The 25,699-nt window shown below is 60.5% G+C and carries 32 protein-coding genes; all 32 read left to right on the top strand.

Going from position 1 to position 25,699, the window contains the following annotated elements; translation table 11 throughout:
- The first annotated feature begins 21 nt into the window (after positions 1–21).
- The 32 genes from H7688_RS07400 to nspC all read left to right on the top strand — a co-directional run bounded on the left by H7688_RS07400 (position 22) and on the right by nspC (position 25,669).
- Positions 22–207 carry a hypothetical protein gene (locus tag H7688_RS07400; protein WP_183360438.1) on the top strand — a complete coding sequence of 62 codons (186 nt, stop codon included), beginning with the start codon at positions 22–24 and terminating at the stop codon, positions 205–207.
- Entirely contained in the window at positions 197–412 is a 216-nt protein-coding gene (locus H7688_RS07395; protein ID WP_198424466.1) for a TraR/DksA C4-type zinc finger protein, read from the top strand. Before H7688_RS07400 ends, H7688_RS07395 begins: the two co-directional genes overlap by 11 nt.
- Positions 409–822, top strand: coding sequence for a hypothetical protein (locus H7688_RS07390; RefSeq protein ID WP_183360437.1), 414 nt, complete (start codon positions 409–411; stop codon positions 820–822). Before H7688_RS07395 ends, H7688_RS07390 begins: the two co-directional genes overlap by 4 nt.
- Positions 822–1,133: a VpaChn25_0724 family phage protein gene (locus tag H7688_RS07385; RefSeq protein ID WP_183360436.1), complete on the top strand. Its 312-nt coding sequence runs from the start codon at positions 822–824 to the stop codon at positions 1,131–1,133. Before H7688_RS07390 ends, H7688_RS07385 begins: the two co-directional genes overlap by 1 nt.
- Positions 1,126–1,686: a phage protein Gp27 family protein gene (locus H7688_RS07380; protein WP_183360435.1), complete on the top strand. Its 561-nt coding sequence runs from the start codon at positions 1,126–1,128 to the stop codon at positions 1,684–1,686. Before H7688_RS07385 ends, H7688_RS07380 begins: the two co-directional genes overlap by 8 nt.
- Complete coding sequence (locus tag H7688_RS07375; RefSeq protein WP_198424465.1) at positions 1,683–3,233, top strand: hypothetical protein; 1,551 nt, start codon at positions 1,683–1,685, stop codon at positions 3,231–3,233. The genes H7688_RS07380 and H7688_RS07375 overlap by 4 nt, the downstream gene beginning before the upstream one ends.
- The gene (locus H7688_RS07370) at positions 3,233–4,813 is read left to right on the top strand and encodes a DUF935 domain-containing protein (RefSeq protein WP_183360434.1); all 1,581 of its coding nucleotides are present in this window, start codon (positions 3,233–3,235) and stop codon (positions 4,811–4,813) included. The genes H7688_RS07375 and H7688_RS07370 overlap by 1 nt, the downstream gene beginning before the upstream one ends.
- Positions 4,803–5,570, top strand: coding sequence for a phage head morphogenesis protein (locus tag H7688_RS07365; protein WP_183360433.1), 768 nt, complete (start codon positions 4,803–4,805; stop codon positions 5,568–5,570). The genes H7688_RS07370 and H7688_RS07365 overlap by 11 nt, the downstream gene beginning before the upstream one ends.
- Entirely contained in the window at positions 5,570–6,100 is a 531-nt protein-coding gene (locus H7688_RS07360) for a phage virion morphogenesis protein (RefSeq protein WP_183360432.1), read from the top strand. Before H7688_RS07365 ends, H7688_RS07360 begins: the two co-directional genes overlap by 1 nt.
- A gap of 206 nt (positions 6,101–6,306) precedes the next feature.
- On the top strand, positions 6,307–7,335 hold the full coding sequence (locus tag H7688_RS07355; protein ID WP_183360431.1) for a phage protease: 1,029 nt from the start codon (positions 6,307–6,309) through the stop codon (positions 7,333–7,335).
- Between the two features lie 30 nt (positions 7,336–7,365).
- Positions 7,366–7,770, top strand: coding sequence for a hypothetical protein (locus tag H7688_RS07350; protein WP_183360430.1), 405 nt, complete (start codon positions 7,366–7,368; stop codon positions 7,768–7,770).
- A 37-nt stretch (positions 7,771–7,807) separates the two neighbouring features.
- Positions 7,808–8,866: a Mu-like prophage major head subunit gpT family protein gene (locus H7688_RS07345; RefSeq protein WP_198424464.1), complete on the top strand. Its 1,059-nt coding sequence runs from the start codon at positions 7,808–7,810 to the stop codon at positions 8,864–8,866.
- 57 nt (positions 8,867–8,923) lie between these two features.
- Positions 8,924–9,262 carry an HI1506-related protein gene (locus H7688_RS07340; RefSeq protein WP_183360429.1) on the top strand — a complete coding sequence of 113 codons (339 nt, stop codon included), beginning with the start codon at positions 8,924–8,926 and terminating at the stop codon, positions 9,260–9,262.
- Positions 9,263–9,326: 64 nt separating this feature from the next.
- Positions 9,327–9,836, top strand: coding sequence for a gp436 family protein (locus H7688_RS07335; RefSeq protein WP_183360428.1), 510 nt, complete (start codon positions 9,327–9,329; stop codon positions 9,834–9,836).
- Positions 9,837–10,352, top strand: a complete 516-nt coding sequence (locus tag H7688_RS07330) for a phage protein Gp37 (RefSeq protein ID WP_183360427.1) — start codon at positions 9,837–9,839, stop codon at positions 10,350–10,352.
- Positions 10,353–10,355: 3 nt separating this feature from the next.
- Positions 10,356–10,529 (top strand): hypothetical protein, encoded by a 174-nt coding sequence (locus H7688_RS07325; protein WP_183360426.1) that lies wholly within the window; start codon positions 10,356–10,358, stop codon positions 10,527–10,529.
- Complete coding sequence (locus tag H7688_RS07320; protein WP_183360425.1) at positions 10,529–11,947, top strand: phage tail sheath subtilisin-like domain-containing protein; 1,419 nt, start codon at positions 10,529–10,531, stop codon at positions 11,945–11,947. The genes H7688_RS07325 and H7688_RS07320 overlap by 1 nt, the downstream gene beginning before the upstream one ends.
- A gap of 25 nt (positions 11,948–11,972) precedes the next feature.
- Positions 11,973–12,326 carry a hypothetical protein gene (locus H7688_RS07315; RefSeq protein ID WP_183360424.1) on the top strand — a complete coding sequence of 118 codons (354 nt, stop codon included), beginning with the start codon at positions 11,973–11,975 and terminating at the stop codon, positions 12,324–12,326.
- Between the two features lie 3 nt (positions 12,327–12,329).
- Positions 12,330–12,671 carry a hypothetical protein gene (locus H7688_RS07310; RefSeq protein WP_183360423.1) on the top strand — a complete coding sequence of 114 codons (342 nt, stop codon included), beginning with the start codon at positions 12,330–12,332 and terminating at the stop codon, positions 12,669–12,671.
- A gap of 127 nt (positions 12,672–12,798) precedes the next feature.
- Positions 12,799–14,544, top strand: a complete 1,746-nt coding sequence (locus H7688_RS07305) for a phage tail tape measure protein (protein ID WP_183360422.1) — start codon at positions 12,799–12,801, stop codon at positions 14,542–14,544.
- On the top strand, positions 14,544–15,851 hold the full coding sequence (locus H7688_RS07300) for a DNA circularization protein (protein WP_183360421.1): 1,308 nt from the start codon (positions 14,544–14,546) through the stop codon (positions 15,849–15,851). The genes H7688_RS07305 and H7688_RS07300 overlap by 1 nt, the downstream gene beginning before the upstream one ends.
- Positions 15,844–16,914 (top strand): phage baseplate assembly protein, encoded by a 1,071-nt coding sequence (locus tag H7688_RS07295; RefSeq protein WP_183360420.1) that lies wholly within the window; start codon positions 15,844–15,846, stop codon positions 16,912–16,914. The genes H7688_RS07300 and H7688_RS07295 overlap by 8 nt, the downstream gene beginning before the upstream one ends.
- Complete coding sequence (locus H7688_RS07290; protein WP_281379421.1) at positions 16,911–17,510, top strand: phage baseplate assembly protein domain-containing protein; 600 nt, start codon at positions 16,911–16,913, stop codon at positions 17,508–17,510. Before H7688_RS07295 ends, H7688_RS07290 begins: the two co-directional genes overlap by 4 nt.
- A complete protein-coding gene (locus tag H7688_RS07285) occupies positions 17,510–17,869 on the top strand; it encodes a phage GP46 family protein (protein ID WP_183360418.1) in 360 nt (119 codons plus the stop codon). The genes H7688_RS07290 and H7688_RS07285 overlap by 1 nt, the downstream gene beginning before the upstream one ends.
- Entirely contained in the window at positions 17,866–18,639 is a 774-nt protein-coding gene (locus tag H7688_RS07280; RefSeq protein WP_183360417.1) for a baseplate J/gp47 family protein, read from the top strand. Before H7688_RS07285 ends, H7688_RS07280 begins: the two co-directional genes overlap by 4 nt.
- Positions 18,629–19,174 (top strand): putative phage tail protein, encoded by a 546-nt coding sequence (locus H7688_RS07275; protein WP_183360416.1) that lies wholly within the window; start codon positions 18,629–18,631, stop codon positions 19,172–19,174. The genes H7688_RS07280 and H7688_RS07275 overlap by 11 nt, the downstream gene beginning before the upstream one ends.
- A gap of 9 nt (positions 19,175–19,183) precedes the next feature.
- Positions 19,184–19,582, top strand: a complete 399-nt coding sequence (locus H7688_RS07270; protein ID WP_183360415.1) for a hypothetical protein — start codon at positions 19,184–19,186, stop codon at positions 19,580–19,582.
- Between the two features lie 11 nt (positions 19,583–19,593).
- On the top strand, positions 19,594–21,327 hold the full coding sequence (locus H7688_RS07265; protein ID WP_183360414.1) for a right-handed parallel beta-helix repeat-containing protein: 1,734 nt from the start codon (positions 19,594–19,596) through the stop codon (positions 21,325–21,327).
- A 157-nt stretch (positions 21,328–21,484) separates the two neighbouring features.
- Entirely contained in the window at positions 21,485–22,249 is a 765-nt protein-coding gene (locus H7688_RS07260) for a DNA adenine methylase (RefSeq protein ID WP_183360413.1), read from the top strand.
- Positions 22,250–22,749: 500 nt separating this feature from the next.
- Positions 22,750–23,295 (top strand): helix-turn-helix domain-containing protein, encoded by a 546-nt coding sequence (locus tag H7688_RS07255; protein ID WP_183360412.1) that lies wholly within the window; start codon positions 22,750–22,752, stop codon positions 23,293–23,295.
- A 20-nt stretch (positions 23,296–23,315) separates the two neighbouring features.
- Complete coding sequence (locus H7688_RS07250; RefSeq protein ID WP_183360411.1) at positions 23,316–24,518, top strand: saccharopine dehydrogenase family protein; 1,203 nt, start codon at positions 23,316–23,318, stop codon at positions 24,516–24,518.
- A gap of 20 nt (positions 24,519–24,538) precedes the next feature.
- Positions 24,539–25,669: a carboxynorspermidine decarboxylase gene (gene nspC, locus H7688_RS07245; protein ID WP_371873170.1), complete on the top strand. Its 1,131-nt coding sequence runs from the start codon at positions 24,539–24,541 to the stop codon at positions 25,667–25,669.
- The last annotated feature ends 30 nt before the right edge of the window (positions 25,670–25,699 follow it).

Below are 25,699 nucleotides of genomic sequence, written 5' to 3'. Positions count from 1 at the left end.
TCCAGGACTACCGCGAGGCGCTTGGCAAGGGAGATTCTGCTGCTCTCAGTGCTCGCCACGCTGATCAGCACGACCGGGTGCTCGCGGCGCTTCGTGGTCGTTGACGGCGGAGAGAAAGTGAGCATCCCGAAAGCCGAGCTGGACCGCCTCTACCAGGACAACGAGCTGTTGATGAAAGGGCTGGAGGAGTGCCGCAGTGGGCGATGAAATGGACCGGGTTCAAACCCTCAACGAAGACTTCCAGGCTTTTGCCCTGGACTTGAACCAGCGCAGTCGGGAGCCGGCCAACTACACCGGCACCGACTGCGTAGACTACGGCGAGGAGATACCCAAGGCCCGCCGCGCCGTCAACCCCGGTTGCCGCCGCTGTATCGGCTGCCAGGCACTACATGAGAACTGGAGAGCTTTGTGATCGGAAACCTACAACCCTGGATGTTCGCATTCTCAATTTTCCAGTTCATCTACAACGTCTGCCTGACCATCTACCTGATGCGCAAGGATAAAGACAAGGTGACCAGCGGGCGCTTTAAGGAGATCGAGGACCAGGTCACCAGGTTGGATAAGGAGAAGGTGACCGGTAGCCGCGTCAAGGAAACTGAGGACCGCATATCTAAAGTGGAGACCGACCTCGTGAAGGTTGAGGCCAAGGTCGGGACCGCGCCCGTTTGCGGCAACCACGGCAGGATGGAAGAGAATGACGTCAAGCTCTTTGCCCGCTTCGACGAGCTGCACGGCGATATCCGGGAGCTGACCGGGGCCGTCAAAGGTCTCACCAGGTCAAACGACATGATCAACGAATTTCTACTCAAGGAGAGGAAGTGATGCCCTTTTCCGACACCCTTACCGAACACCGCCGGCTCATCATCCTGCGCGCCCTGGAGAACCCGAAGATCGGGCCGAGCTGCAACGACTCCATTCTGACCACCATCTGCAACGAGTTCGGCTGCCGCAGCTCGCGCGACCAAGTCAAGACGGCAGTGACGTGGCTGGAGGAGCAGGACCTGGTCAAGTACAAAGTCCAGGACAGCGGGACCTACATTGTCACCGTCACCCAGCGCGGCGCCGAGGCGGCCACCGGCATCCTGACGGTCCCCGGAGTCAAACGTCCGGCCCCCGGAGACCTCCATGGGTAAGCGGTCCGATTTAGAGCCGCGCGCTATCTCCCTCTATGCCGAGGGGATGGAGATCCCGCAGATCTCGCCCGTGCTGGAGGTCTCCGAAAACAGCCTGCGCGAATGGAAGAAACGCGCCGGTAGCGAGTGGGACGAAGCGCGGGCCGATTTCCGCAAGGGGCAACTGGCCAGCATGGAAGACGTGGGGCGCCGGGTGCAGCGGGCCAGAGAGATCACCCGCCAGATGACCGGAGACGCCGCCAGTCAGAGCGCCATGGGCCAGATCCTCAATGAGTCGGTCCAGTCCATGGTCTACGACGTAATGGACCAGATCCGAACCAGCCTCGTAGATGCTGAGGAGATGCCCAAGCTGATCAAGCAGATTAGCAACATCGCCCTGATCCTTACGCGAACCGAGCAGGCAGCCAATCTGAACCTGAAGCTGCAGGAGGAGATCCGAAAGCAGGAGCGTGAGCGCGCCGCCGACGCTGCTGCCAAGATCGCTAAGAAGGGCGGCATGTCGGTCGAGCGCGTCAACGAACTTCGCAACATGATTCTTGGGGTGGCCGCTTGAGCCAGATCGCCGCAGTCATACCGTCCACCACGGACTATTCTGCACCGCCGGTGCTGCTCCCCTACCAGCAAGAGTGGATCGCCGACAAGTCGCAGCTGAAGATCGTGGAGAAGAGCCGCCGTACTGGTCTCACCTGGGCGGAGGCCGCTGACAACGTCCTGATCGCTGCCGCTGAGAAGGCAGCCGGCGGACAGAACGTCTACTACATCGGCTACAACCAGGACATGGGCATCGAGTACATCGAGGCTTGTGCCATGTGGGCCAAGGCGTTCAACTACGCCGCCTGCGAGATGGAAGAGGGGATCTGGGGCGAGGGTGAAGAAGACAAGCACATCAAGACATTCACCATCCGCTTTCCAGACTCCGGCCACCGCATCGTAGCGCTCTCCTCCAGGCCGGCCAACCTACGCGGTAAGCAAGGCGTCGTTGTCATCGACGAAGCCGCCTTCCACGAGCAGCTCGGCGAGCTGCTCAAGGCTGCCCTTGCGCTTCTCATCTGGGGCGGAATGGTCAGGGTCATCTCGACCCACAACGGCGAAGGCAACGACTTCAACGAGCTGATCCAGGAGATCCGCGCCGGCAAGCGAGCCGGAAGCGTTCACCGGATCGACTTCCGTTCCGCAGTAGACCAGGGGCTGTACCAGCGCGTCTGCCTTCGGTTGGGGAGAGCATGGGATGCTGAGGAGGAGAGCAAGTGGATCGGGTCGGTCTACAAGTTCTACGGCACGGCGGCAGACGAAGAACTCGACGTCATACCGTCCCAGGGGAGCGGGACCTATCTTCCCAGGGGGATCGTAGAACGCTGCATGCGGACAGATATCCCGGTGCTGCGCTGGGGCTGCGACAACAAGTTTGCCACCTTGCCGGATCACATCCGTCAGGCCGAGGCGCGCGACTGGTGCAAGGAGAACCTGGAGCCGCTCCTCATAAAGCTCGACTCGAAGCGCGCCCACTATCTCGGCGAAGACTTTGCCCGCAGCGGCGACCTCACCGTCATGTTTCCGCTGGCCGAACTGCAAAGCCTTCGCTACCGAGCCCCGTTCGTCCTGGAACTCAAGAACGTCCCGTTCAAGGAGCAGGAGCTGATCCTCTTCTACATCCTGGACCGGCTGCCGCGACTCGCCGGAGTCAAGATGGATGCGCGCGGCAACGGCCAGTATCTGGCCGAGGTCACCGTCCAGAAATACGGCGAAAGGGTCGAGGCGATCATGCTGTCGGAAAGCTGGTACCGAGACGAAATGCCGCGCTTCAAGAGCTTCTTTGAGGACGGAACCATTGAGGTACCCCAGGACGCGGACCACATGGACGATTACCGTGCGGTCAAAATGACCAAGGGTATCGCCAAGGTCCCGGAGGGGCGCACCGAAGGGAAAGACGGCAACATGCGGCATGGCGATGCGGCAGTTGCGCTTGCCTTGGCCATTTCCGCTACCCGGATCGAGGCGGGCGAGTACGCCTGCCACCGCATCACCCCCGCAACCACCAAAGACCTCCCCCGGTTGATCAAGCAGACCGCCGGGTTCGGGCGCACCAAAGGAGCATGGTAATGGCAGATGTCACCCTTTACGACGCCTACAACAGGCCCATTAAAAAGCAGGATCTCACCCGCGAATTTGCGGCCCCGGCGCTCACCGGCATTCGGACCCTGTTCACCAACACCATCGCCTCCGGTGTCACCCCCGAGCGCATGGCGAGCCTGCTGCAGCGCGCCGCCGAGGGCGACGCCCACGACTACCTCACCCTGGCTGAGGAGATGGAGGAAAAGGAGCCGCATTACGCTTCGGTGATAGGCACCAGGAAGCGCGCCGTCAAGAAGCTCCCGGTCCAGATCGAGGCGGCCAGCGACTCGGCAAAGGACGTGGAGATCGCCGACGCCGTCAGGGAGATGGTGAAGAAGGGGGGCTTCAAGGGGATGCTGGAGAACGCCCTGGACGCTCTGGGCAAAGGCTACTCTGCCATCGAGATCGACTGGGATAAAAGCGCCAGGCAGTGGTTCCCCAAGGGGTACATCTGGCGCGACCCCCGCTTCTTCCAGTTCGACCGGGTGAGCCAGACCGAGCTGCGTCTCCGGGACGAAGCAGACCTGGTGGACGGCCTTGCGCTGCCCCCCTACAAGTTCATCGTCCATTACCCCAGGCTGAAGAGCGGCATCCCGATCCGTGGCGGCTTGGCCCGCTTGGTGGCCTGGAGCTACATGGGCAAGATGTACACCTTCAAGGACTGGCTGGCCTTCATCGAGATTTGCGGTCTCCCGATCCGCATCGGCCGCTACAACTCCACGGCCAGCGACTCCGACATCGACATCCTCAAGTCCGCGGTTGCCAACCTGGGGAGCGACGCAGCCGCAGTACTCCCGGATTCGCTGAAGGTCGAGTTTGAGAAGAACGCCCAGGTAACCGGGGGAGACAAGATCTTCCTGAACCTCGCCGAGTGGATCGACCGTCAGACCAGCAAGGCGGTCCTTGGCCAGACCATGACCGCAGACGACGGCAGCTCCCAGGCACAGGCCAAGGTCCATGACGAAGTGCGCTCCGACATCACCAAGTCCGACGCCGAGCAGCTGGCCGAGACGCTCAACCTGCAGCTGGTCCGCCCGTTTGTAGACCTGAACTTCGGACCGCAGCAGAGCTACCCGACGCTCACCCTCTACATCAAGAAGCCCGAGGACATCAAGGCACTGACCGACGCACTGAAAGAGCTGGTCCCCCTGGGACTCCGGGTCGAGCAGAGCGTAGTGCGCGACCGCCTCAACCTTCCCGATCCGGCGGCCAACGCCAAGCCCGAGGATCTTCTGGGTATGCAAAAGCCCACCCCGGCCACGGGGGTGAACCACCAGGGCCACAGCTGCCCCAACTGCGCCACCGCCCTCAACCAGGCCGGAGCCGATCAGCCGGACGCCGCCGACGTCTTCGCCGCTCGCATGTCCCAGGAAGCCGGCGCGGCCATGGATGCCATGATCGACAAGGTGCGTGAGCTGATCATGACCGCCGGCTCTCTCCAGGAAGCGCGCGACCAGCTCTTCGACCTGTTCCCGAAAATGGACTCGGCCACCCTGGGTAACCTCATGATGCAGGCGCTCACCTCCGCGAACCTTGCCGGCCGGGCCGAGGTGGCCGATGGCAACTAGCACCGCCGAATACGGCAGCCTGCCCTTCGAGGAGGCCATCGCCTTCTTCCGCTCCAAGGTGAAGATCCCGACCGAGCGCTGGAACGATCTGCTGCAGCAGGATCACGACTTCGGTTTCATGATCGCAGGCGCCACCAAGGCCGAGATGCTGACTGACTTCCAGGCGGCCATCGACAGGGCCATCACCGAGGGCACCACCCTGGAGGCGTTCAGAAAGGACTTCGACCGCATCGTCTCCCAGTACGGGTGGAGCTACAAGGGGTCGCGCGGCTGGAGAAGCGAGGTCATCTACTCCACCAACATCAGGACCGCCTACCAGGCCGGCCGGTTTCAGCAGATGACCGATCCCGACGTACTGGCCTACCGCCCCAACTGGCTCTACCAGCACGGCGACAGCATCCGGCCCCGGCCGCCGCACCTAGCCTGGAGTGGCACGGTCCTGCCGGCTGATGATCCTTGGTGGCTGACCCATTTCACCCCCAACGGCTGGGGCTGCAAGTGCCGCATCGTCGCGCTGAGTGACCGCGACCTGGCCCGCAAGGGTTTGACCGTCGGCCAGGCCCCCGATGACGGCACCTACGAGTGGGTGAACAAGAAAACCGGAGAGGTGCAGACCATCCCCAACGGCATAGATCCCGGCTGGGACTACACCCCCGGCCGCGCCCCCGCGCAGGACCGCGAGAAGATCATGAAGGTGATGATCGCGGGGGTGCCGCCGGAGCTGCAGGCAATGGTACGGGCCGAGGCGGGACTGTAATGGCCGGCACCTTCACTGTCATCGATAGGATCGACGACCGCGACATCCAGCGCGAGCTGCAGCGCCTGAAGAAGAAGTCCGACAATCTGCACCCCTGTCTGAAGAACATCGGTGAATACGAAGTCGAATCCACCCAGGACCGCTTCACCAAGGAGGAGGACCCGGCCGGCAAGAAGTGGGCGGCTCTCAAGGAGTCGACCAAGAAGCAGAAGAAACACACCAAGATCCTGACCGAGAGTTCCGGTCTGCGCGACAGCTTCATCTATGCCGTACAGAACAACGGGTTGAAGGTCGGCACCAACAAGATCTACGGCGCCGCCCACCAGTTCGGTATCGACAAGGACATCGCGGTCCCCGCTCACAAGCGCCTGGTGAAGGTGGTCTTCAAGAAGCCCCTCAAGTTTCCGGTCTGGTCAGAGGTGAAGCCGCACAACCGCAACCCCAAGCTGCCGGCTCGCGAGATCCTCGGATTTTCAGCCGCCGACCGGGTCGAGATCCTGGGTATCACCAGGGACTTTTTGGAGAAGTGACGGGTCTATTGCTGAGGCGTCCAAATTTGCCCTGTAGTCGGTCTAGGGGGACCATGGTCCGGCTCGGAGTTGTTGGACCCGCTGTAGCGGTTTTTAAAGGCTGTTTTAACGCGGTTGCAAATCACGGCTCTGATGTTTTTGGCGAGGCCGCAAACGACAGCATTGGCCGTAGGGGTTACTGTGCGAATACGCACAGCGGAGGAAACATGAAAATCTTGGTGGTAGATGACGAGCAAAGCCTCGGTATTCGGCTTGCCCTGGCTCTTTGTGGGGAGCAGGTCGGCGAACGCAGCTCGCTCAACTTTGAGCTTCAGCCGGCGGACGGTGGCGGCGCGCCGGAATGGATCGAGCTGATACCTGCCGGACAGATCATCACCGGGCGTGACGGTCGCACCTGGATCAATGACCGCCCTGACATGATCCTGGCATCTTTTGCGACCGAAGGGAAAGACCTCCCTATTGATTGGGAGCACGCCAGCGAGATCAAGGCACCCTGCGGCGACGAGGCACCGGCAGCAGGGTGGATAAAAGAAATGGAGATCCGTGACGGAGCTATTTGGGGCCGTGTGGAGTGGACTGTAAAAGGTGCCGCATCCATCACCTCCCGCGAATACCGTTACATCTCTCCGGTGTTCCGTTTCGAGATCGATAGCCGCCGCATCTTCCGGCTGACTTCTTGCGGCCTGACCAATCAACCCAACCTGTTTTTGAGCGCGCTCAACAACGAAGAACCCACACTGGAGGTGGCAATGAACGCTGAACAGATGAAGGAACTCTGCAGGATCTGTGGCATCCCCGAGGATTCCACTGCCGCGCAGATCATAGCAGCTTGCAAAAAGTGCTGTGCCATGAACCACGAACAGCCGTCGCTTGACAAGTTCGTGCCGCGCGCGGACTACGACACCGCCCTGAACCGCGCCACTACTGCCGAGTCCGACCTCCAGGCCATCAAAGCCGGCCAGCTGGAAACGGCGATCAACACCGAGATCGACGCAGCCCTCGCAGCCGGCAAAATCACCCCGGCCACTAAGGACTACCACGTTGCCCAGTGCAAGCAGGAAGGGGGCTTGGACCGCTTCAAGACCTTCGTCGCAGCCGCCCCCGTGATCGCCGGAGCCACGGACTTGGACAGCAAGGAGGTCGACAGCAAGCAGACCGCCCTCAACGCCGAGCAGCAGAAGATCGCTGACATGTTCGGCAACAGCGCCGAGGACCTCAAGAAGTACGGCGCCTAACTCTTCAACCCAGTTTCAAGGAGGCTTCACATGGCATTAACCCAGGACAGAAACACCCCGCACCGCGACGGCGAAATCATCAGCGTCCCGGTAGCGGCCAACGCCAAGATCTATGCCGGCGGGATCGTGGCGGCTAACGCGACCGGCTATGCCACCAAAGGTGCCACCGCCACCACGCTCACCTACCTCGGCCGGGCCGAGGAGTTCGTGGACAACACCGGCGGGGCCGACGGGGCCAAGACCATTACGGTACGTCGCGGCAAGGCGTTCAAGTGGAAGAACAGCGCGGGCGACGCCGTGACCCAGGCCGAGATGGGCAAGACCTGCTACATCGTCGATGACGAAACCGTCTCCAAATCCAACGCGGGCGGCAACACCCAGTCCGCCGCTGGCAAGGTAGTCGGAATCGACAACGACGGTGTCTGGGTCCAGTAACCGCAACTCCCAACCTACTGCCTTTCAGGAGGGCACAATGAAGCAGAAAGCTATCACCTTCTTCACCCTGGTCGGGCTCTTCGCCCTGGCCGTGCTGCTGGCCCCGGCACATGCCGTCCACGCCGCAACCGCAGAAACCGGAAAGGGCCTGCCGTTCATCGGGGTCGCCGGCATGATCGTCAACTCGGCAGCTCTGCAGAACATCTTCACCAACCTGAAGGCCACCTTCAACAAGGCCTTCGAGGCCGCGCCTACCTTCTGGGAAAAGGTGGCCATGTTGGTGCCCAGCACCAGCAAGACCAACGACTACAAGTGGCTCGCCAACTTCCCCCGCATGCGGAAGTGGGTAGGGGAGAAGACCGCCAAGGCCCTGGCCGCCTTCAACTACACGGTGACCAACGATGACTGGGAGGCCACCGTTGAGGTCGACCGCAACGACATCGAAGACGACGAACTCGGCATCTACGCTCCCCAGGCTCAGGGGGCCGGCTTCTCCGCTAAGCAGCTCCCCGACGAGATCGTCGCCGACCTGATCAACGGCGCTTTCACCAACAAGTGCTACGACGGTCAGTACTTCATCGACACTGACCACCCGGTTACCGACAAGAACGGCATCGTGCAGAGCGTTTCCAACAAAGGGACCAAGAAGCTCTCCGCCGCCACCCAGGCGGCCGCCATTGCGTCCCTCGGCGCCGGCCGCATCGCCATGATGAAATTCACGGACGACGAAGGGCGACCGCTGAACACGATCCCGACCGTTTTGCTGGTCCCGCCGGCTCTGAGCGATGTCGCTAACGTCCTCGCCATGAACGACCGCCTCGAAGACGGCAAGCCCAACCCCTACAAGGGTACCATCACCGTGGTCTGCGAGCCGCGTCTGACCGACGACAACGCCTGGTTCCTGCTCGACACCAGCAAGCCGGTCAGGCCGTTCATCTACCAGGAGCGCAAGAAGCCCGTCTTCGTGCAGCAGATCGATCCGCAGGCCGACGATGTCTTCTCCAAGAAGAAGTTCAAGTTCGGAGCTGAGGCGCGCGCGGCCGGCGGGTACGGCTTCTGGCAGCTGGCCTACGGCAGCGACGGCAGCGTCGCCTAACATCCAGGGGCACGTGATCCGTGCCCCGGATTCATCTTCTCGGACAAGGAGTAGAACATGATCAGGATCAGTGCAGTACAGGACGGCTTCCGCCGGTGCGGAGTAGCACACCCGGCCGGTGCCACCGATTACCCCGATGACCGCTTCACCAGGAAGGAGCTGGAGATCCTGCAGGCCGAGCCGATGCTCATGGTCCAGGTGATCGAAGGTGAGAGCGGGCTGGGCGGCGGCCAGGGCGGAGGAGGCAAAACCTACCCGATGAACGCCAAGGATACGGCAGAAAAAATCAAGGCAGCAGGGTCCATCGAAGAGGTCGACGAGCTGGCTAAGGACGACGAACGCGCTGGTGTCATAGCCGCAGCAGAAAAACGTCGGAAGGAACTGGCTCCGGAATAACAGAAGCCATTGATCAGAGGTAAGAGGGGCGGCCCGAGCGGCCGCCCTCATTTGAGAGGTCACCATGTACTGCACGCTCGACGACATCAAAAAGCAGATCCCCGGCGAGGCCATCCTCCAGCTGACCGATGACAACCAGGTCGGCATCACCATGGAGATGATCGTCGCGGCCATGGCCGGCACCGCTCAGCCCGACCCGGACCAGGACCCGGCCTTGACCGCCGCCGCAGAAGAGGCCGCCGGCTTCATCAGCGAGGCCATTGCCGGGGCAGACAGCGAGATCGACGGCTACTGCAGCGTGAAGTACTCCGTGCCGTTTGCGGTGGTTCCGGCGGTCATCAAGAAGGTCTCCGCCGATCTGGCCATCTACAACCTCTACGCCCGCCGGGTTGAGACCATGCCCGAGGTCCGGGCCACCAACCAGAAGAACTCCAGCCGGCTCCTGGAGAACATCTCTAGAGGTACTGTCAAGCTTGGCGAGGTGGCCGACTCCGCGCCGGTCCAGAAGCAGCAAAGCCCAATGGTGACCAGCAGCGGTCGCCTCTTTGGCCGCGACAAGATGAAGGGGCTCTAGATGATTACCGCGCTCGAGGAGGCCGTCCTCAACGAGATCACCACGCGGATCGCCGCGCTCAAGACCGGTGGCGTCCAGAAGGATGCCAAGCAGCTGCTCACCGCCAACGCGGTGGCAGTCGCTGTCCTGGAGGGGACCTTTAAAGAGGTCGCCCAGCGCGAATGGCGCCAAGATGTAACGGTCTCGGTCCTGGTGAAGTTCAAGAATATGACCAACGAGGAGGCGCGGCGCAAGGGGATCAACCCGATTGTCGCGGCAGTCATTCAGCTGCTGGTCCTGAAGACCTTCGGTTTGAAGATTCAGCCCCTGGTACCCAAGCGGTTTCGGGACGTCACCACCGAGGAGAAGTACGCAGCCGGGGTCATCGAGTACCTGATCGAGTTCGGCACCTCATTCACCATAAAAGCACTCGACGAGGAGGCGGTCACCGACCTCATCACCGTCGGGCTTTCATACCTGCTCAAGCCCGGCGACAGCATCGCCGACGCCAGCGACACAATTCACCTGGAGGTGTGACGCATGATCGTCAAATCAGCGCCGGGCACGCAATGCCCGAGGGAAGACAACCCGAAGACCTACATCACCGAAACCGAGGCGGTAGAGGTACCCGACACCGCCTACTACCATCGGCTGGTGGACGACGGCTCCCTGGTCCCGGCAAAGCTTTCCAAGAAAACCGGAGGTGACCAGTAATGGCATCCAAAAACATCTTCTTTGACAGCATCCCCAGCAGCATCAGGAAGCCGGGCCGCTACATGGAGTTCAACACCTCTCTCGCGGTTCGCACCCTGCCGGCCAACAAACAGCGCATGCTGATCGTGGCCCAACGTCTGGCCGCCGGCACGGTGGCTGCGCTTGTACCGACCACCGTATTCTCGGACGCCGATGCGGCTCTTTATTTCGGGGCCGGTTCCATGGCGCACCTCATGGTAAGGGCAGCCATTAAGGCGAACCCTTACCTCGATCTGACTGTGTGCGCCCTGGACGATGGCGCCGGTGCTGCTGCCACCAGCACGATCACCATCGCCAACGCCGCGACCGCTGCCGGCTCGCTAAAGCTCTACATCGGGAACCGCTACGTCGAGATTGCCATCGCCAACCAGGATGCGGCCGCGACCGTGGCCACCGCACTCAACGCCGAGATCGGCAAGTACCCCGATTTTCCGGTGACCGCCGGAGTCGTCGGAGCAGTGGTGACCCTGACGGCTCGCAACAAGGGGACCATCGCCAACCAGATCGACGTCAGCGCCGAGGTCACCGCAAAAGGGACCACCGCCACGGTCGTCGCCATGGCCGGCGGCACCGTCGACCCGACGCTCGCCACCGCTCTCGCAAAGGTAGTGCCCGAGCAGTACCACATCATCGCCACGCCCTACAACGCGCAGGCCGACCTGATCACCCTACGCGACCACCTCGCCCTGGTCTCCGGCCCGATGGAGCAGCGGCCGGGGGTTGGCGTCTATGCCATCGACACCGCTCTTGCCACCGCGACCACGCTGGCCACCGCCGTCGACTCCGGCCGGATCGTCGGGGCCTACCTTCGCGGCACCAAGAGCCCGAGCTACGAGATATCCGCCGCCTATGCGGCAGTGCTCGCCTCCGAAGAAGATCCCGCCCGTCCGCTCAACACCCTGGAGCTGACCGGGATCGCCGCGCCTCCGGTCGAGCAGCGCCTCTCCAGGACCGAGCAGGAGAGCTGCCTTGCTAACGGAGTGGCCCCCCTGGAAGTCGGCCCCGGCGAGCGGGTGCAGATCGTGCGCGCCATCACCACCTATCTGCACAACGTGGCAGGCAGCTCCGACATCAGCCTCCTGGATGTCACCACTATCAGGACCCTGGACTACGTCAGGAAGGCCTGTATCGAGCGAATTGCCTTGCGCTTCCCGCGCACCAAGCTCTCCGTGAAGACGCCGCCCAGGGTTCGTGTTGAACTGCTCGACGTGCTGCAGAAGCTGGAGCAGCTGGAAATCGTGGAAGCTGTAGCGGACAACGCAGCCGGCCTGATCGTAGAGCGCGACGACCAGGACCCGAACCGGGTTAACGCGAAGATCCCGACCGATGTGGTCAACGGGCTGCACGTCTTCGCCGGCAGGATCGACCTGCTGCTTTAACACGCATTTAACGGAGGTTTAAACAATGGCTGTATCCAGAGTCAGATTGGTCATAGACGGTGAGGAAGAGACCCGCTTTAAAGCGATCGAGGAGAGCGACGAGGAGCTGGCGAAACGCATAAAGCTCATGCACGGCAGTGAGGCAATGGCGGTTCCGCCTGAGTACGGGGTGAAACTCACCTACGTGATCCCGGACGGGGATGACGGCGAGGAGCGTGACTTCAGGGGGATCAAAAACGGCACCCTTATCCTGGAGTACCCGAGCGGACGCATGACCGTCTATACCGGCGTCTCCACGCTTAAGATCGGCGGTGCTAAATTCGACGGCGACAACGAAGCTGTCAGGGAAATCGAGCTGATGGCAACGGGGAGGAACTAGCCAATGGAGCAGGCCGGCAAATTCCCGGAAGGGATCATCGTGGACGGTGTCTGCCACTGCGATTTCACCCTGGTGGAGAAAACCTTCCGTACCACCCTGGAAGTCAGCAACGATCCGACCATCGACCGCAAGCTGATGGATGACAACGCCTACTACGACGCATGCCTCTATGCCAAGCGCCTGAAGGTCAAGGGGCTTGACAAGCTCACGCCGGAACAGGTCCTCGACCTTTCCGGGCCGGACTCCGACGAGCTGATCCTCGCCGAGGTCACCCTGGAGAAGAGGCGGCAGGCCTTTCGAGACGCGGCACAAGCCGCATCGAAAGACCCTGGTAGCCCTGCTTAAACTCGGCGTCCCCTGGTGGGACGCCGTGGACATGCCCGAGCGCGAAGGCGAAGCGCTCCTGGTCGCGTTCGATGAGATCGTGAACCCCAAAAAGCCCAAGAAGCAGAAGGTCCTTAATAGGTGATGCATGGCTGACATGAAGCTGTTCCTGCAAATACTGGCCAACGCCAGCGGCTTGAAGCGCGAGATGAGCGACTCGGGCAATGCCGTGAGCCGCTTCACCTCCGGGGCCAAGCGCGAGTTTGACTCGTTGCGTGGCGCCATGGGCTCTGTCCAGGGCAAGGTCGCGGGTATCGGGCTCTCCATTGGCGCCATGCAGCAGCTCTCCCAGTCGGCCCGGCTCGACAAGGGGCTCACGCAGGTTGGGCAGACGGCAGGGGAAGGTCAGCAAATGGTCAAGGGACTTCGCAAGGAGTTCTTTGCCATGAGCAAGGAGACTGGCCAGCAGGTCGAAGGGCTCAAGGATGGCTTCGATTCCTTGATTCAGTCGGGTCAGTCCTGGAAGGCCGCGCTGGAGTCGACCAAGGGCATCAACATAGCGTCCGCGGTTACCGGAGCACAGGGCAGGACCCTAGCCGGCGGGCTTACCGTTGGTGCAACCGCCTTCAACATCGACCTTGAGAAGCCGGGCAAGGCGCTGGCGCAATTGGATAAAATGACGGTCGCCGGCCGGCTTGGCAACGCCGAGCTGGAAAACCTGAGCGATATCTTCGCAAGGGTGGGCGTAAACGCCGCTTCCGCCGGAATGGGCTATGACAAGACCCTCGCCTTTATCGAAGGGCTTTCCATGGTGGAGCGTCAGCCTGAGCGCCTGGCTACTCTGGCTGACTCCACTTTGCGGCTGTTCACCAACCTGCGCTACATGGCCGAGGCTCAGAAGGGCACCGGCGTTAAATTCTTTGACGCCAAGGGCGCCCGGCGCGATGCGGTCGATGTGCTGCAGGACATCAAGAAGAAGTGGGACAAGCTCAAGACCGACAAGGCCCGTGCGATCTTCATCCAACAGGCCTTTGGCAAGGCCGACCTCGACACCATCAAGGGGATGAAGACGCTGCTCTCCGGCGATGCGCTCTCCAAGATCCGCGACTTCACCAGGCAGATCGGCGCTGCCGGCGGCACCCTGCAGAACGATCTCCCCTCCGCCATCAGCAACGCAGTGGATCAGACTGGCCGTCTCAAGGCGGCCCTCAGGGAGGCGTCTGATGGGTTCGTCCAGCCGATCAACGAAGTCATCGCCGACTTCATCAAGTTCAGCATGGACAAGAAGGCCAATGGCGGCCTGGAGCTGACAGGGAAGGACATGGCAATCGGCGGCGGCGCACTCGCCCTGGGCACGTTTCTGACGGCGCGCTACGGCAGCAAGGCAATCGGTGCCGTAGCAGGCAGGCTCTTGGCTAAGGGCAGCAGTACTGCCATTGGTGTCGCTGAAGGAAAGGCTCTTGAAGCCGCCGCCGGAGTCGCCCCTGTCTTTGTCACCAACTGGCCTGCGGGAGGACTACCCGGCGGCGCTCCGCAGTTGCCGGCCGGGGCACCTGGAGTAGGCGCAGGTGTAGGTAAGTATCTCGGTCCGCTTGCCGTTTATTCGGTTCCCACGGCGGTGGTAGCGGCGCCCTTCATCTCCAAGCTGATCAGTGACAGCAGCAGGGAAAACGGCTGGGGCAGCCAAACCTTTGGCCGGGGCTCAAGAGAGTACGAGGTGATGGGGATCGGGGGCGGTAAGAGCGGCGTGAAGAATGACATCAAGATCGACGTCCATTTCGACGAGCTGGGCCGCGCCATCACCAGGGTCAACAGCATGAACACCAGGACCGACGTCAAGGCCCTCAACCGTGGCAGCCTCTGGGATGCCCTGATGACTACCGAGGGGATGTAATGCAAGAGCTCTATCCGGCACAACTTGACGGCATTGCCCTTGAGATCGAAACCCTCGACGACACCTTTGAGAAGGCAGTCGCCAAGCACGAGATACCCAACAAGGACGGTGCGCTCCTGGAGGACATGGGCCAGAAAGCCAGGACTGTCAATATCCGCTGTTACTTCTGGGATCACGGCGACCACCAGACCTATGCCGACCATGTGAAGCTGGTCAACCATCTTGCCAACCAGGTGCTCTCCGAACTGGTGCATCCGGTGTACGGCAGCATGAACGGCATGGCCGAGCGGGTGACGGTCCGGCACGATGACCGCGAGATGATGGCGGAGGTCGACATCTCCTTTGTCGAAAACCTGCGCGGCACCATCGAAGACATCGAGTATGAGGACGTGGAAGCTGCCACCGAGGAGGCTTTCCTCGACGGTCAGGATGAGCAGCAAAACGAAGCGGCCGAGGACTTTGCCGGCGAACTGGACGTCACCATGGACCTCGACCCGAACCTGACCATTTTGGAGCAGGTGAAGGGCGCTACAGCGGCGGCCCGCGAGATGGCTAGGGAGATCGACGGGTACATCGGCTTGGCAACCGGCATTGCGGGCGAGGTGATTCAGACCGCCAGCTCGGTGGTAGCGACGGTGAATTACGCGGTCAACCTCCCCGGCCGGGTGGTCGGTGTCATTGCCCGAGTGGTGGAGGCCGTAGCGCAGGCCTACCAGGCGATCAAGAACTTTCCCGCCCGGTTCATGAACAGCCTGAAACTCGCGTTCAAGAACCTGATCAACAAGTTCAAGCTGTTCTCCAGCAGTAGATCCAAGCAGGGAGAGAAGGCCCGCGCCATCTTCATCAAGCACCTCCAGATTGCCTGCGCCCAGCGCATGTCTCTGGAAGCCGCCTACGTCTACAACGCCGATGAGCGCAAGCGCCAGCAGGTTCGGCGCTCGGAAAAGGTGACGAGCTTTGACACCAACGGCCGCTATGTCGGGTCCGCCGCAACTGAGCCGGTGCTTAACGTGCGCGAGTTGGAGTCGTCGCTGGCCGATACCCGCGAGCTGATCCAGGAAGCGGTGGATCAGGCGAGGGGTATGCAGAGCCTGAAAACGATGGCGCGAAGCCTCCTGGAGCACGTCAACACCGTGAAGCTGGAGCGCGACCGGATCGTCACCATCGTCCTGGACAATACCATGCCGCTGCACCTGGTCTGCCTCAAGTACGGGTTGCCCTACAACATGTCCGACCGGCTGCTGAGCATCAACGAGGGCATCAAAAACCCTAGCTTCACCTCGGGGGAGATCCAGATTTATGTCTGACCAGGTCGCCCTGCAGATAGCCGGCCGGCGCATCGAGAACTTTCTCTCCTACGAGGTCGAGGCGGATCTCTACCAGGCCGCCGACAAGTTCACCCTAGAGCTGGCCAAGCCGGAAACCCGGATTACACGCGGCGACCGTTGCGAGCTGTACGTGAATGGCGTCCTGGAGCTGACCGGGGTCGTCGACGTCACCCGCAAGGGATGGACCAAAGACGGGAGCACCCTGGTAGTCGAAGGCCGCGACCTCATGGGGCTGGTAGTGGACAGCTACGCCGAGAAGTTCATCACGGTGCAAGGCAAGACGGTCAAGCAGCTCGCCAAGATGCTTCTGGCGACGGTGCCATACATCAGCCGAAAGCAGATCGTCTACCAGGAGAACGTGGTCGGCAAGCTCAAGGGGAAGAAAAAGACCGCCGACAACCCGCTTACCGCCTTCCTGGATACGCCGCAGAAGCTCTCCATGATCGAGCCGGGGATGACCGTTTTTGAGGTGCTCTCCATCTATGCTGCCAGCCGTGGGCTCATGCTCTTTTCCATGCCGGATGGCACGCTGGTATTTGGCAGGCCGAAGGCCAAGGGCGAGCCGGCCTTCACCATCACCAACAGGATCGACGGCCAGGGGAACAACGTCGAGTCCGGTGATGAGGTGGACGACATTTCTCGGCGCTACTCGAAGATCACGGTGGTGAGTCAGGTCCAAGGGCATGACGACATGGGACTAGATGCGGGCAAGGTGAACGTCAGATCAAAGCCGGTCGTCGATGCGGACTTTCCCTTCTACAAGCCGTTTGTCACCAAGATCAACAACGACAGCCAGACGCCCAACCTGCACGCTCGCTTGCTAATGGAGAAGCAGCGGCACGAAGGTTTCCAGCTCTCGTACACGGCGTCGGGCCACAGCCAGAACGGCCAGAACTTCAAGATTAACGAGCTGGTCAGGGTAAAAGATGAACGCCTCGACAAGGACGGTATTTACCTGCTGTTTGGTCGGACCTTCAAGCGCAGCAAGCAAGGGTCCACGACTCTGCTGAAGCTCGGCCCGCCGGGCCTGGTGGCCGTATGATCCGGGGCATAGTCAAGAGTGTGATGCAGGGTGTGATTCAGCGCGTGTCCGCGTCGGTCTGGGGTGACGGTGCCATCGACAACCGCGAACTGTTTCAGCACTACGGGTTCACCAGCCGGCCTCTTGCTGGCTCCGAGGTCATCTTCATCCGGCAGGGGAACCACTTCATTGCCATCGCCTCCGACGACCGCCGCTACCGGATCGGCCTGGAGGAGGGAGAACTCGCCATCTACGACGACCAGGGGCAAAAGGTTCATTTGAAGCGGGAAGGCATCATCGAGGTGGTGGCGACCGAGAAGCTGATCGCGAGCTGCAAGGAGGCCGAGATTTTCGCGTCAACCAGCGCCACCATTACCACCCCGCAGCTGACCGTGGTAGCCAGCACCAAGGTGACCATGGATACGCCGCTCCTGGAGCTGACCGGAGATCTTACTGTAGCCGGGGCGGCTCAGGTGGCGGGCGCTCTTTCTTCCGCAACCTCGGTCGCCGATCCGAACGGGACCATGCAGGAGATGCGCGGCGTTTTCAACGAGCACGACCATGTAGAGCACGGTACCGGTGGCGGTATGACCGACCCGCCGAACCAGGAGATGTAATGGATTTCGCCATCGCAATGAAGAGCGGCACTGCCGACATGACCTTCGACAAGAGCCGGGACATCTTCAACAACATCTACCTGAGCCTGTCGATCAAGCAGGGCAGCTGGTGGTTGGATCCGTCCTTCGGCTTGAAAGACCGGGGGCGCCTGAAGAACACCGAGGCAACAGCACGCCTGGTCAAGGGCGACTGCGAGCAGGCGCTGCAGTGGATCATTGATAACGGCCGGGCAAAAACCATCGAGGTCTCGACCGAGCGGGATCGTAGCCAGGACTTGAACCGGTTGAAGATGCTGGTCCTAGCAACCCAGGCAGACGGAAGAACCGTCACCTTTGAAAAATTCATGGAGGTGGTGTGAACCCTTTCGAGAAGACATTTGACGAGCTGTTCAACGCCATTTTAACGGACTTCAAAAACCAGTTCCCGGAGGCCGATTCCTCGAAAGGCTCGCTGATTTTCATCAGGAGTGCGGCTCTCGCCTCCTCGCTCTGGGGCCTCTACAAGTACCAGGGGTGGATTGCCCGTCAGGCCTTCCCGGATACCGCCGACGTCGAGGCCTTGGAGCATCACGCCTGGGTGCGCGGCATCAACCGTAGGACCGGTGAAAGCGACGCCGATCTCCTTGCCCGGCTCCTTGACTACATCCGTAGACCGCCAGCGGGTGGCAACAAGTACGACTACGTCAAGTGGGCGCTGTCGATCACCAACGTAAAGTCGGCCTACTGCATCCCGCTGGCACAAGGCCCCGGCTCGGTCGACTTGGTGATTGTGGCTGATATCTCGACCGGGAGCGAAGTACCGAGCGCTGATCTCATTGCCGAGGTCCGCGCCTACGTCGAGGACCAGCGGCCGGTAACCGCCAAATACCTGCGCGTTTTGGCGCCGGAGATCCTGCCCCAGGACGTGATCATGACAGGATCGGGGCCGAACTATAACGCGGTTCAGGCCGCCCTTGATGTCGCGAGCTACCTCAGCGGATTTGCACCTGGTCAGCCGCTGTATCGCAGCCAGCTTGGCAACATCGCTATTCTCAACGGAGCAGAGGACTACGTTGTGGCCAGTCCGGCAGTAAACGTAGTCCCGGCGACCATGCAGACCATCCGGCCCGGAGCCATCAATGTCACATAAGGACGCTCTCAAGCTGTTGATCCCGGTTGACCTAGGGGCGACCCATGAGCTGGATATCGCAACTGAAGGCGCGCTTATGGACCGAGCAGGCGACCGTGCCGAGATCCTGCTGACCGAGCAGTTTCCCGATGGCGCCTATGAGCTGCTGGAGTCGTGGGAGCGCAACTACGGCACGGCACCTTTCTTTGACGACTCGCTGCAGATGCGGAAGGCGCGTGTCAAACAAAAGATGAGCGAGCTTGGCCGGCTGGACCGCAACTACTTCATCCAGCTTGGGGCCGCTCTGGGATATGACGTCGTCATCGAGGAGCTGCACCCGTTCATGGTCGGCTGGAGCGGGGCGGGTGATGAGGTAGGAGATGACGGGTCCGACTGGTGCTGGCGGGTCTACTACTCTGAGGGTGGGGCCAACGTGTTTCGTGCAGGAGAAGGTGCTGCCGGTGAGTATCTGAGCTATTCCTTTGCCGACACCATGCGGCAAATTTTCGAGGACCTTAAACCGGCCGACACGTTTGTTGAGCTGATAGAGGCATAAGGGGGCTAGATGGAAAGGATAGATTCAGTTGACGGGCTTTTCCATGAAGGAAATTCGGCTGCGGGGCAAAAAGGGACCAAGGTGACAGCCGTATGGCTCAACGCCTTACAGGAGGAGGTTATCAGCAGGGGTGGGAGCATTCTGACTTCCGACGTTGAGGCCGCGCTGGATGAGACGCATGGGATACTTTTTGCCAATCCGGCGGAAGGGATAACCGTGCGCTACCACATCCCCGCCTATGCAACGGTCGGTGCTTTGAAGAGGTTCAAGGTCAAGAACATCGGACAAGGCACAGCTGAGATAGATGCCAGCGATGCTAAAACCATCGACGGCGATTTGGTCCTGACCCTCGCGCCCGGAGACCGCTGCGAGATCGTTAAAGACGGCACCAACTGGCAGACCATTTAGGAGAGTAAATTATGATGAAAGCATTATCGGCCCTGTTTTTCTTGTTGCTTTTCGCGCTACCTGTTCACGCAGCGCCCACTTCAACCAGCGGCCCGTGGGGCGTTGACGCTTCCGGCTTCAAGAACCTGTCGACCTGCCTCGCCTCTCCGCTCACCTCCGGTAAGACCGTGACGGTGAGTACTGTCATGCCGATAAATAACAAAACCGTCTCCGGCCGCCGTATTCATGTCGTCTTCGGCGGGCGCATCGACGTTGCTACAGGGAAACAACTTTCCTTCGTCAGTTCGTCAGTGGACGCCGGGTCCTACCAGATTTTTGGAGGGGCCGGGACGGTCACCGGCCTGACTTCTGCGTACCCCCAGTGGTGGGGGGACTCGTCAGACGCCGCGCGAGGAGCCGCTTTACTGAAAGCAGTCAACATGATGAAGGCTCAAGGCTACGGTAAGATCAGTGTGCCCATTGGCAACTACGATATCGGGACCAGCAGCATCACCCTGCTTGGCACCATGATCCTGGAGGGGAACGGGCGCGCCAATGAGATGTACAACGCGAGCGGCAGCAGGATAATCTATTCCGGGAGCGGGGCGGCCATCGATATCAACGACGGATCGGGGACCACTACCCAAGGCGTAGTGGTTAGGAACCTCACCCTGGACGGGAATAACCTCGGGCACGTCGGTATAAAACTTGGCAGTGCCACCGGCACCTTGAAGACAGGCAATGCTTTGATAGAAAACAACTTCATCCAGAAATTCACGACTTCGGGACTTTCGGTTGTTCTTTCTGCTGGCAGCAAAATCCACAAAAACGAGTTTTTTCAAAACCAGGTGGGGGCAATCGTAGAAAGGACTCCGCTGCTGAATACCACAACCTCTTTCGACGCTAACCGGTTCGACATGAACGTAGAACAGGGGCTCATCGTAAAAGGCGGTGACAGTATCAGCAGCACCAACGACATATTCGAGCTGAACGGCAAGGAGGGGGTTTTAGTCGAAAAGGCGCTCAGCTCTGAGCTGATTAATTTCAGCATGATCAATCCGTGGCTTGAGGCTAACAACAATGGCAGATCCGGGTCCGGCTATTACCAGCTGGTAGCTACAAGCTTGGATTCGTCAGTGATAGAGGCTATGACAATTCTGAATCCTCATTTCGACAATGCCGGTTCCGGGAACAAGCATATCTATCTCAGAGACGGGAATTTCGACATCAGGAATCCGTTCCCCACGTCTCCGCTGTACACCTCTCCGTATGGAGTTATCGCCGACTCGGTTTCCAGCACGATAGTCAGCCTGTCCGGCAAGGCATTCGATCCTGCCGGGTGGTCGTGTGGCTCCGCCGCCACAACCAAGCTGTTTGCCCAGGCCTATGGCATCAACGGCGGGGTGAAGTACTACGTAAACTATTCGGGTACTGTCTCCGAGATTTTTGCCATCGACAAATTCGGGGTTCGTTTTGGCGGGGCAGGGGCTTACTTAAAAAAGCATCTCGTGGGTACTACTACGAAGGACTGGGGCGCGCTCGCCGATGGTGCTTTTGCATCGACGACCGTAACCGTGACTGGCGCAGTTCCTGGGGAAGGTGTTGCTATAGCTAACGCTGGTTACCAGCTGCCGGCAGGCGTGCTTGTATCCGCTAACGTGACCGCTAACGATACCGTGACTGTGACCGTCTACAACAAGCGTGGTACTCCGCTTGGCGCTTATGGTGCAATGACAGTGACCGCTGAAGTGTTCGTCGACAACTAAGAGTACTGATTAAGAGAAGCGACCGGGCCGTGTTGGAGCACGGCCCAGCCATCCAACCCACAGATGTGCCCTGTGAGCCAGACCGAGGCTTCTCACCCTGATCAGAGCGGGGGGAGCCTACCACATCCAACCCCGAAAATACAAGGAGTGGCTCACGATGTTTCAACCCGTAATACCCTGGATCGGCGGCAAGCGCAGGCTTGCCAAAGAGATTCTTCCGATGTTCCCGAAACATACCTGCTACTGCGAACCGTTTTGCGGTGGCGCGGCGCTGTTCTTTCTGAAGGAGCCTTCGAAGGTCGAGGTGCTCAACGATTTCAGCAGTGAGTTGGTAGCGCTCTACCGGGTGCTGCAGCACCACCTGGAGGAGTTCATCCGGCAGTACAAGTGGGCGCTGGTCTCCCGGCAGATGTTCGAGTGGATGACCGATACGCCGCCTACCACCTTGACCGAGATCCAGCGGGCCGCGAGGTTCTTCTACCTGCAGAAGATGGCCTTCGGCGGCAAGGTTGCCCGGCGCACCTTCGGCACCGCGACCGCCAGCCCGCCCCGACTCAACCTGACCAGGATCGAGGAAGATCTGAGCCAAGCCCACATGCGGCTGGCCCGCTGCTACATCGAGAACCTTGACTGGGAAAAATGCATAGGTAAGTACGACCGTCCAGGCACCCTGTTCTTTCTCGATCCGCCCTACTGGAAGGTCGAGGGCTACGGCGTCCCCTTCGGCATCGAGCAGTACCAGCGGATGGCCGAGCTGATGCGGACCATGAAAGGCAAGGCCATCCTCACCATCAACAACCATCCGGTCATGAAGGAAGTCTTCGCCGGCTTTGATACGAGGGAGGTGGAGATCAGCTACACGGTGGGCGGAGGAGGGAAAAGCAATAAGAGCCGTGAGATGGTCATAAAGACGTGGGCCTAATGGCGTAGCTGTACCAGTTCAGAGTCGAAAAACCTTGCTGATGGTCAATGTCGAAAGCCTCAGCGGGATCGCCTTTCAAAAGGGCTAGAAAAAGGCAAAGTATAACGATAATCATTATCAATGGTGTAGGGCATTTAAGGCGGATTCAACGAGGCTTCAACCTGGTTGGACCCGCCTCTTTTTGTGAAAAAGCTCAGTACCAAATCACGCGCAAATTAGGTCCAAATCGCGCGCGCCGCAACAGTGCTGTCGGGTCCTCTCGAAACTCTGTTTCGAGGCTCGCAGGGTGGATGCTGTTTACAGTATCGTTTCCTGCATCGCCTTTTATGGTACCTGTTTAACATCCTGAAATGCAATACGAAGTCACCGGCAAAAAGATGAACCGCAATTAACAATAAACAGAAAGTATACCATTACTAAACTTTTCGTTGACAAAATTGGGGGAAATGCTAGATTGCGAAAATACAACTTGTTTACTGTTACTAAACTCGGGGGTCTGTTTGAAAATCGGTGAGAGGCTGAAACGGCTCAGGATGGCTAACTCGCTCACTCAGGAGGAGCTCGCAAGTCGCGCCGACCTGACCAAGGGGTTCATATCCCAGCTGGAAAACGACGCCACGTCGCCCTCCATCGCGACGCTGAAGGACATCATCGACGTCTTCGGCATCAGCATGCAGGAGTTCTTCAGCGAGGAGCCGGACCAGGAGTGCGTGTACGGCAAAGAGGCCCGGGTGCAGGCAACCGACGACGGCGATTCGGTCAAGGTCGAGCTCCTGGTCCCCGGTGCCCAGAACCGCGACATGGATCCGGTGCTGGTGACCCTGGAGCCCGGCGGGGAGATGGACGAGCAGCCCATCCACGAGGGTGAGGAGTTCGGCTACGTCATCTCGGGAAAGGTGCAGTTGAAGTTGGACGACAAGCTCTACACGGTCGAGAAGGGGGAGTGCTTCTACTTTACCTCGGACCGCACGCACACGGTGAAGAACATCGGTAAGGGTGCGGCGCAGATCCTCTGGGTCGTGACGCCGCCCACGTTTTATTACTAGTCAACAGGAGAGTTAAGGGAATGAGCAAAGTATTGATCATCGGGGCCGGCGGTGTCGGCGGAGTAGTGACCCACAAGTGTGCCATGGCCAAGGGTGTGATCACCGAGATTACGCTTGCCTCGCGCACTGAAGCAAAGTGCCGCGCCATCGCGGAGCAGATCCCCGATTTTCCGGTAAAGACCGCCCAGGTCGATGCCGATAACGTCCCCGAGCTGATCGAGCTGATCAAGGCCGAGAAGCCCCAGCTGGTCATCAACGTGGCGCTCCCCTACCAGGACCTCACCATCATGGACGCCTGCCTGGCAACCGGCGTGGACTACCTGGACACCGCGAACTACGAGCCGCTCGACACCGCCAAGTTCGAGTACAGCTGGCAGTGGGCCTACGAGGAGCGCTTCAAGGAGGCGGGTCTCATGGCACTTCTGGGGAGCGGCTTCGACCCGGGCGTCACCAACGTCTTCACTGCACTTGCCGCCAAGAAGTACCTGGACGAGGTGCAGGAGATCGACATCATCGACGCGAACGCCGGCAACCACGGCCAGCCCTTCGCCACGAACTTCAACCCGGAGATCAACATCCGCGAGGTGACCGCTGCCTGCCGTCACTGGGAGAACGGTCAGTGGGTGGAGACCGGTGCGCTCGCCACCAAGAGGAGCTTCGACTTCCCGGAAGGGATCGGCCCGATGAACATCTACCGGATGTACCACGAGGAGATGGAGAGCCTCGTGAAGCACATCCCGACCATCAAGAAGGCCCAGTTCTGGATGACCTTCTCGGACAACTACCTGAAACACCTCGAGGTCCTGCAGAATGTCGGCATGACCCGCATCGACGAGGTGGAGTACAACGGCCAGAAGATCGTGCCGCTGCAGTTCCTCAAAGCCGTACTGCCGGATCCCGGGAGCCTCGGGCCCTTGACCAAGGGTCGCACCTGCATCGGCGTGGTTGCCAAGGGGCTCAAGGACGGCAAGAAGAAGCAGGTCTACATCTACAACATCTGCGACCACGAGGCCTGCTATAAAGAAGTGAAATCCCAGGCGATCAGCTACACCACCGGCGTGCCCGCCGTGGTGGGTGCGGTGATGATGCTGACCGGAAAGTGGCACAAGCCGGGCGTCTGGAACATGGAGCAGTTCGATCCGGAGCCGTTCCTGGAGACCCTCTCCACCATGGGGCTCCCGTTTGAGGTCGTCGACGGCGGCGACTGGCTGGAGCTTACGTGACCCGCTGGCATGTCGAAGAGATGACGCAGCTCGCTCCCTCGCCGGCCTTCGTGGTCGACCTGGGGCGGCTGCGCCACAACCTGGCCATCCTGGACCAGGTGCAGCAAAGAAGCGGCGCCAAGATCCTTTTGGCGCTGAAGGCGTTTTCCATGTGGAGCGTCTTCCCGCTCATCGCGCAGACCCTGAAGGGGATCTGCGCCAGCTCGCCCTGGGAGGCGCGCCTGGGGCGCGAGGAGTTCGGCGGCGAGGTGCACAGCTTCTCGGCGGCCTTCAAGGAGGGCGACATCGTCGAGCTCCTCAAGACCTCGAACCACCTGGTCTTCAACTCCTTTAACCAGCTGGAGCGCTTCCGCCCCCTGTGGGAAAAGGAAGCGGGGCGCGTCTCCATCGGTCTCAGGGTGAATCCTGAGCACTCCGAAGGGCACACCGAGATCTACGATCCTGCGGCCCCCAAGTCGCGCCTGGGGATCAGGCGTGCCGAGTTCGAAGGGAAGAGCCTTGAAGGGGTGGAGGGGCTCCACTTCCACACCCTTTGCGAGCAGCTCTTCGATCCGCTGGAGCGCACCTCGCGCGTCTTCGAGGAGAAGTTCGGCGAGTTCCTGCCCAAGATGAAGTGGCTGAACCTCGGGGGGGGGCACCACATCACCCGCGAGGGGTACGACATCGACGCATTGGTTGAGCTTGTGAAGTACTACCGGGAGAAGTACGACCTGGAGGTCTACCTGGAGCCCGGCGAGGCGATCGCCATCGGTACCGGCGTGCTGGTCTCCGAGGTGCTCGATCTCACCCACAACCAGATGGATCTGGCCATCCTGGACGTCTCGGCGACCTGCCACATGCCGGACATCCTGGAGATGCCTTACCGTCCGGAAATCGTGGGGGGCTTCGACGCGGGCGAGCAGCCGCACAGCTACCGTCTGGGCGGCCCTTCCTGTCTGGCCGGCGACGTGATCGGCGACTGGTCCTTCGAGAAGCCGCTTCAGGTAGGCGACAAGCTCTGCTTCCTGGACATGTCGCACTACACCATGGTGAAGACCACCACCTTCAACGGCATCCAGTTGCCGCATATCTGTACCTATGAACCCGAGACCGGCGAGCTTAAAGTCGTGCGCAGCTTCGGCTACGAGGACTTCAAGAACCGACTCTCCTAGCCGTAACAACGAGCGGTTATCTCACATCTG

Source organism: Geomonas limicola, assembly GCF_014193675.1.
GTDB lineage: Bacteria > Desulfobacterota > Desulfuromonadia > Geobacterales > Geobacteraceae > Geomonas > Geomonas limicola.
Note: the sequence above shows the minus strand (reverse complement) of the source record. Positions and strands in the feature narration are given on the sequence as shown.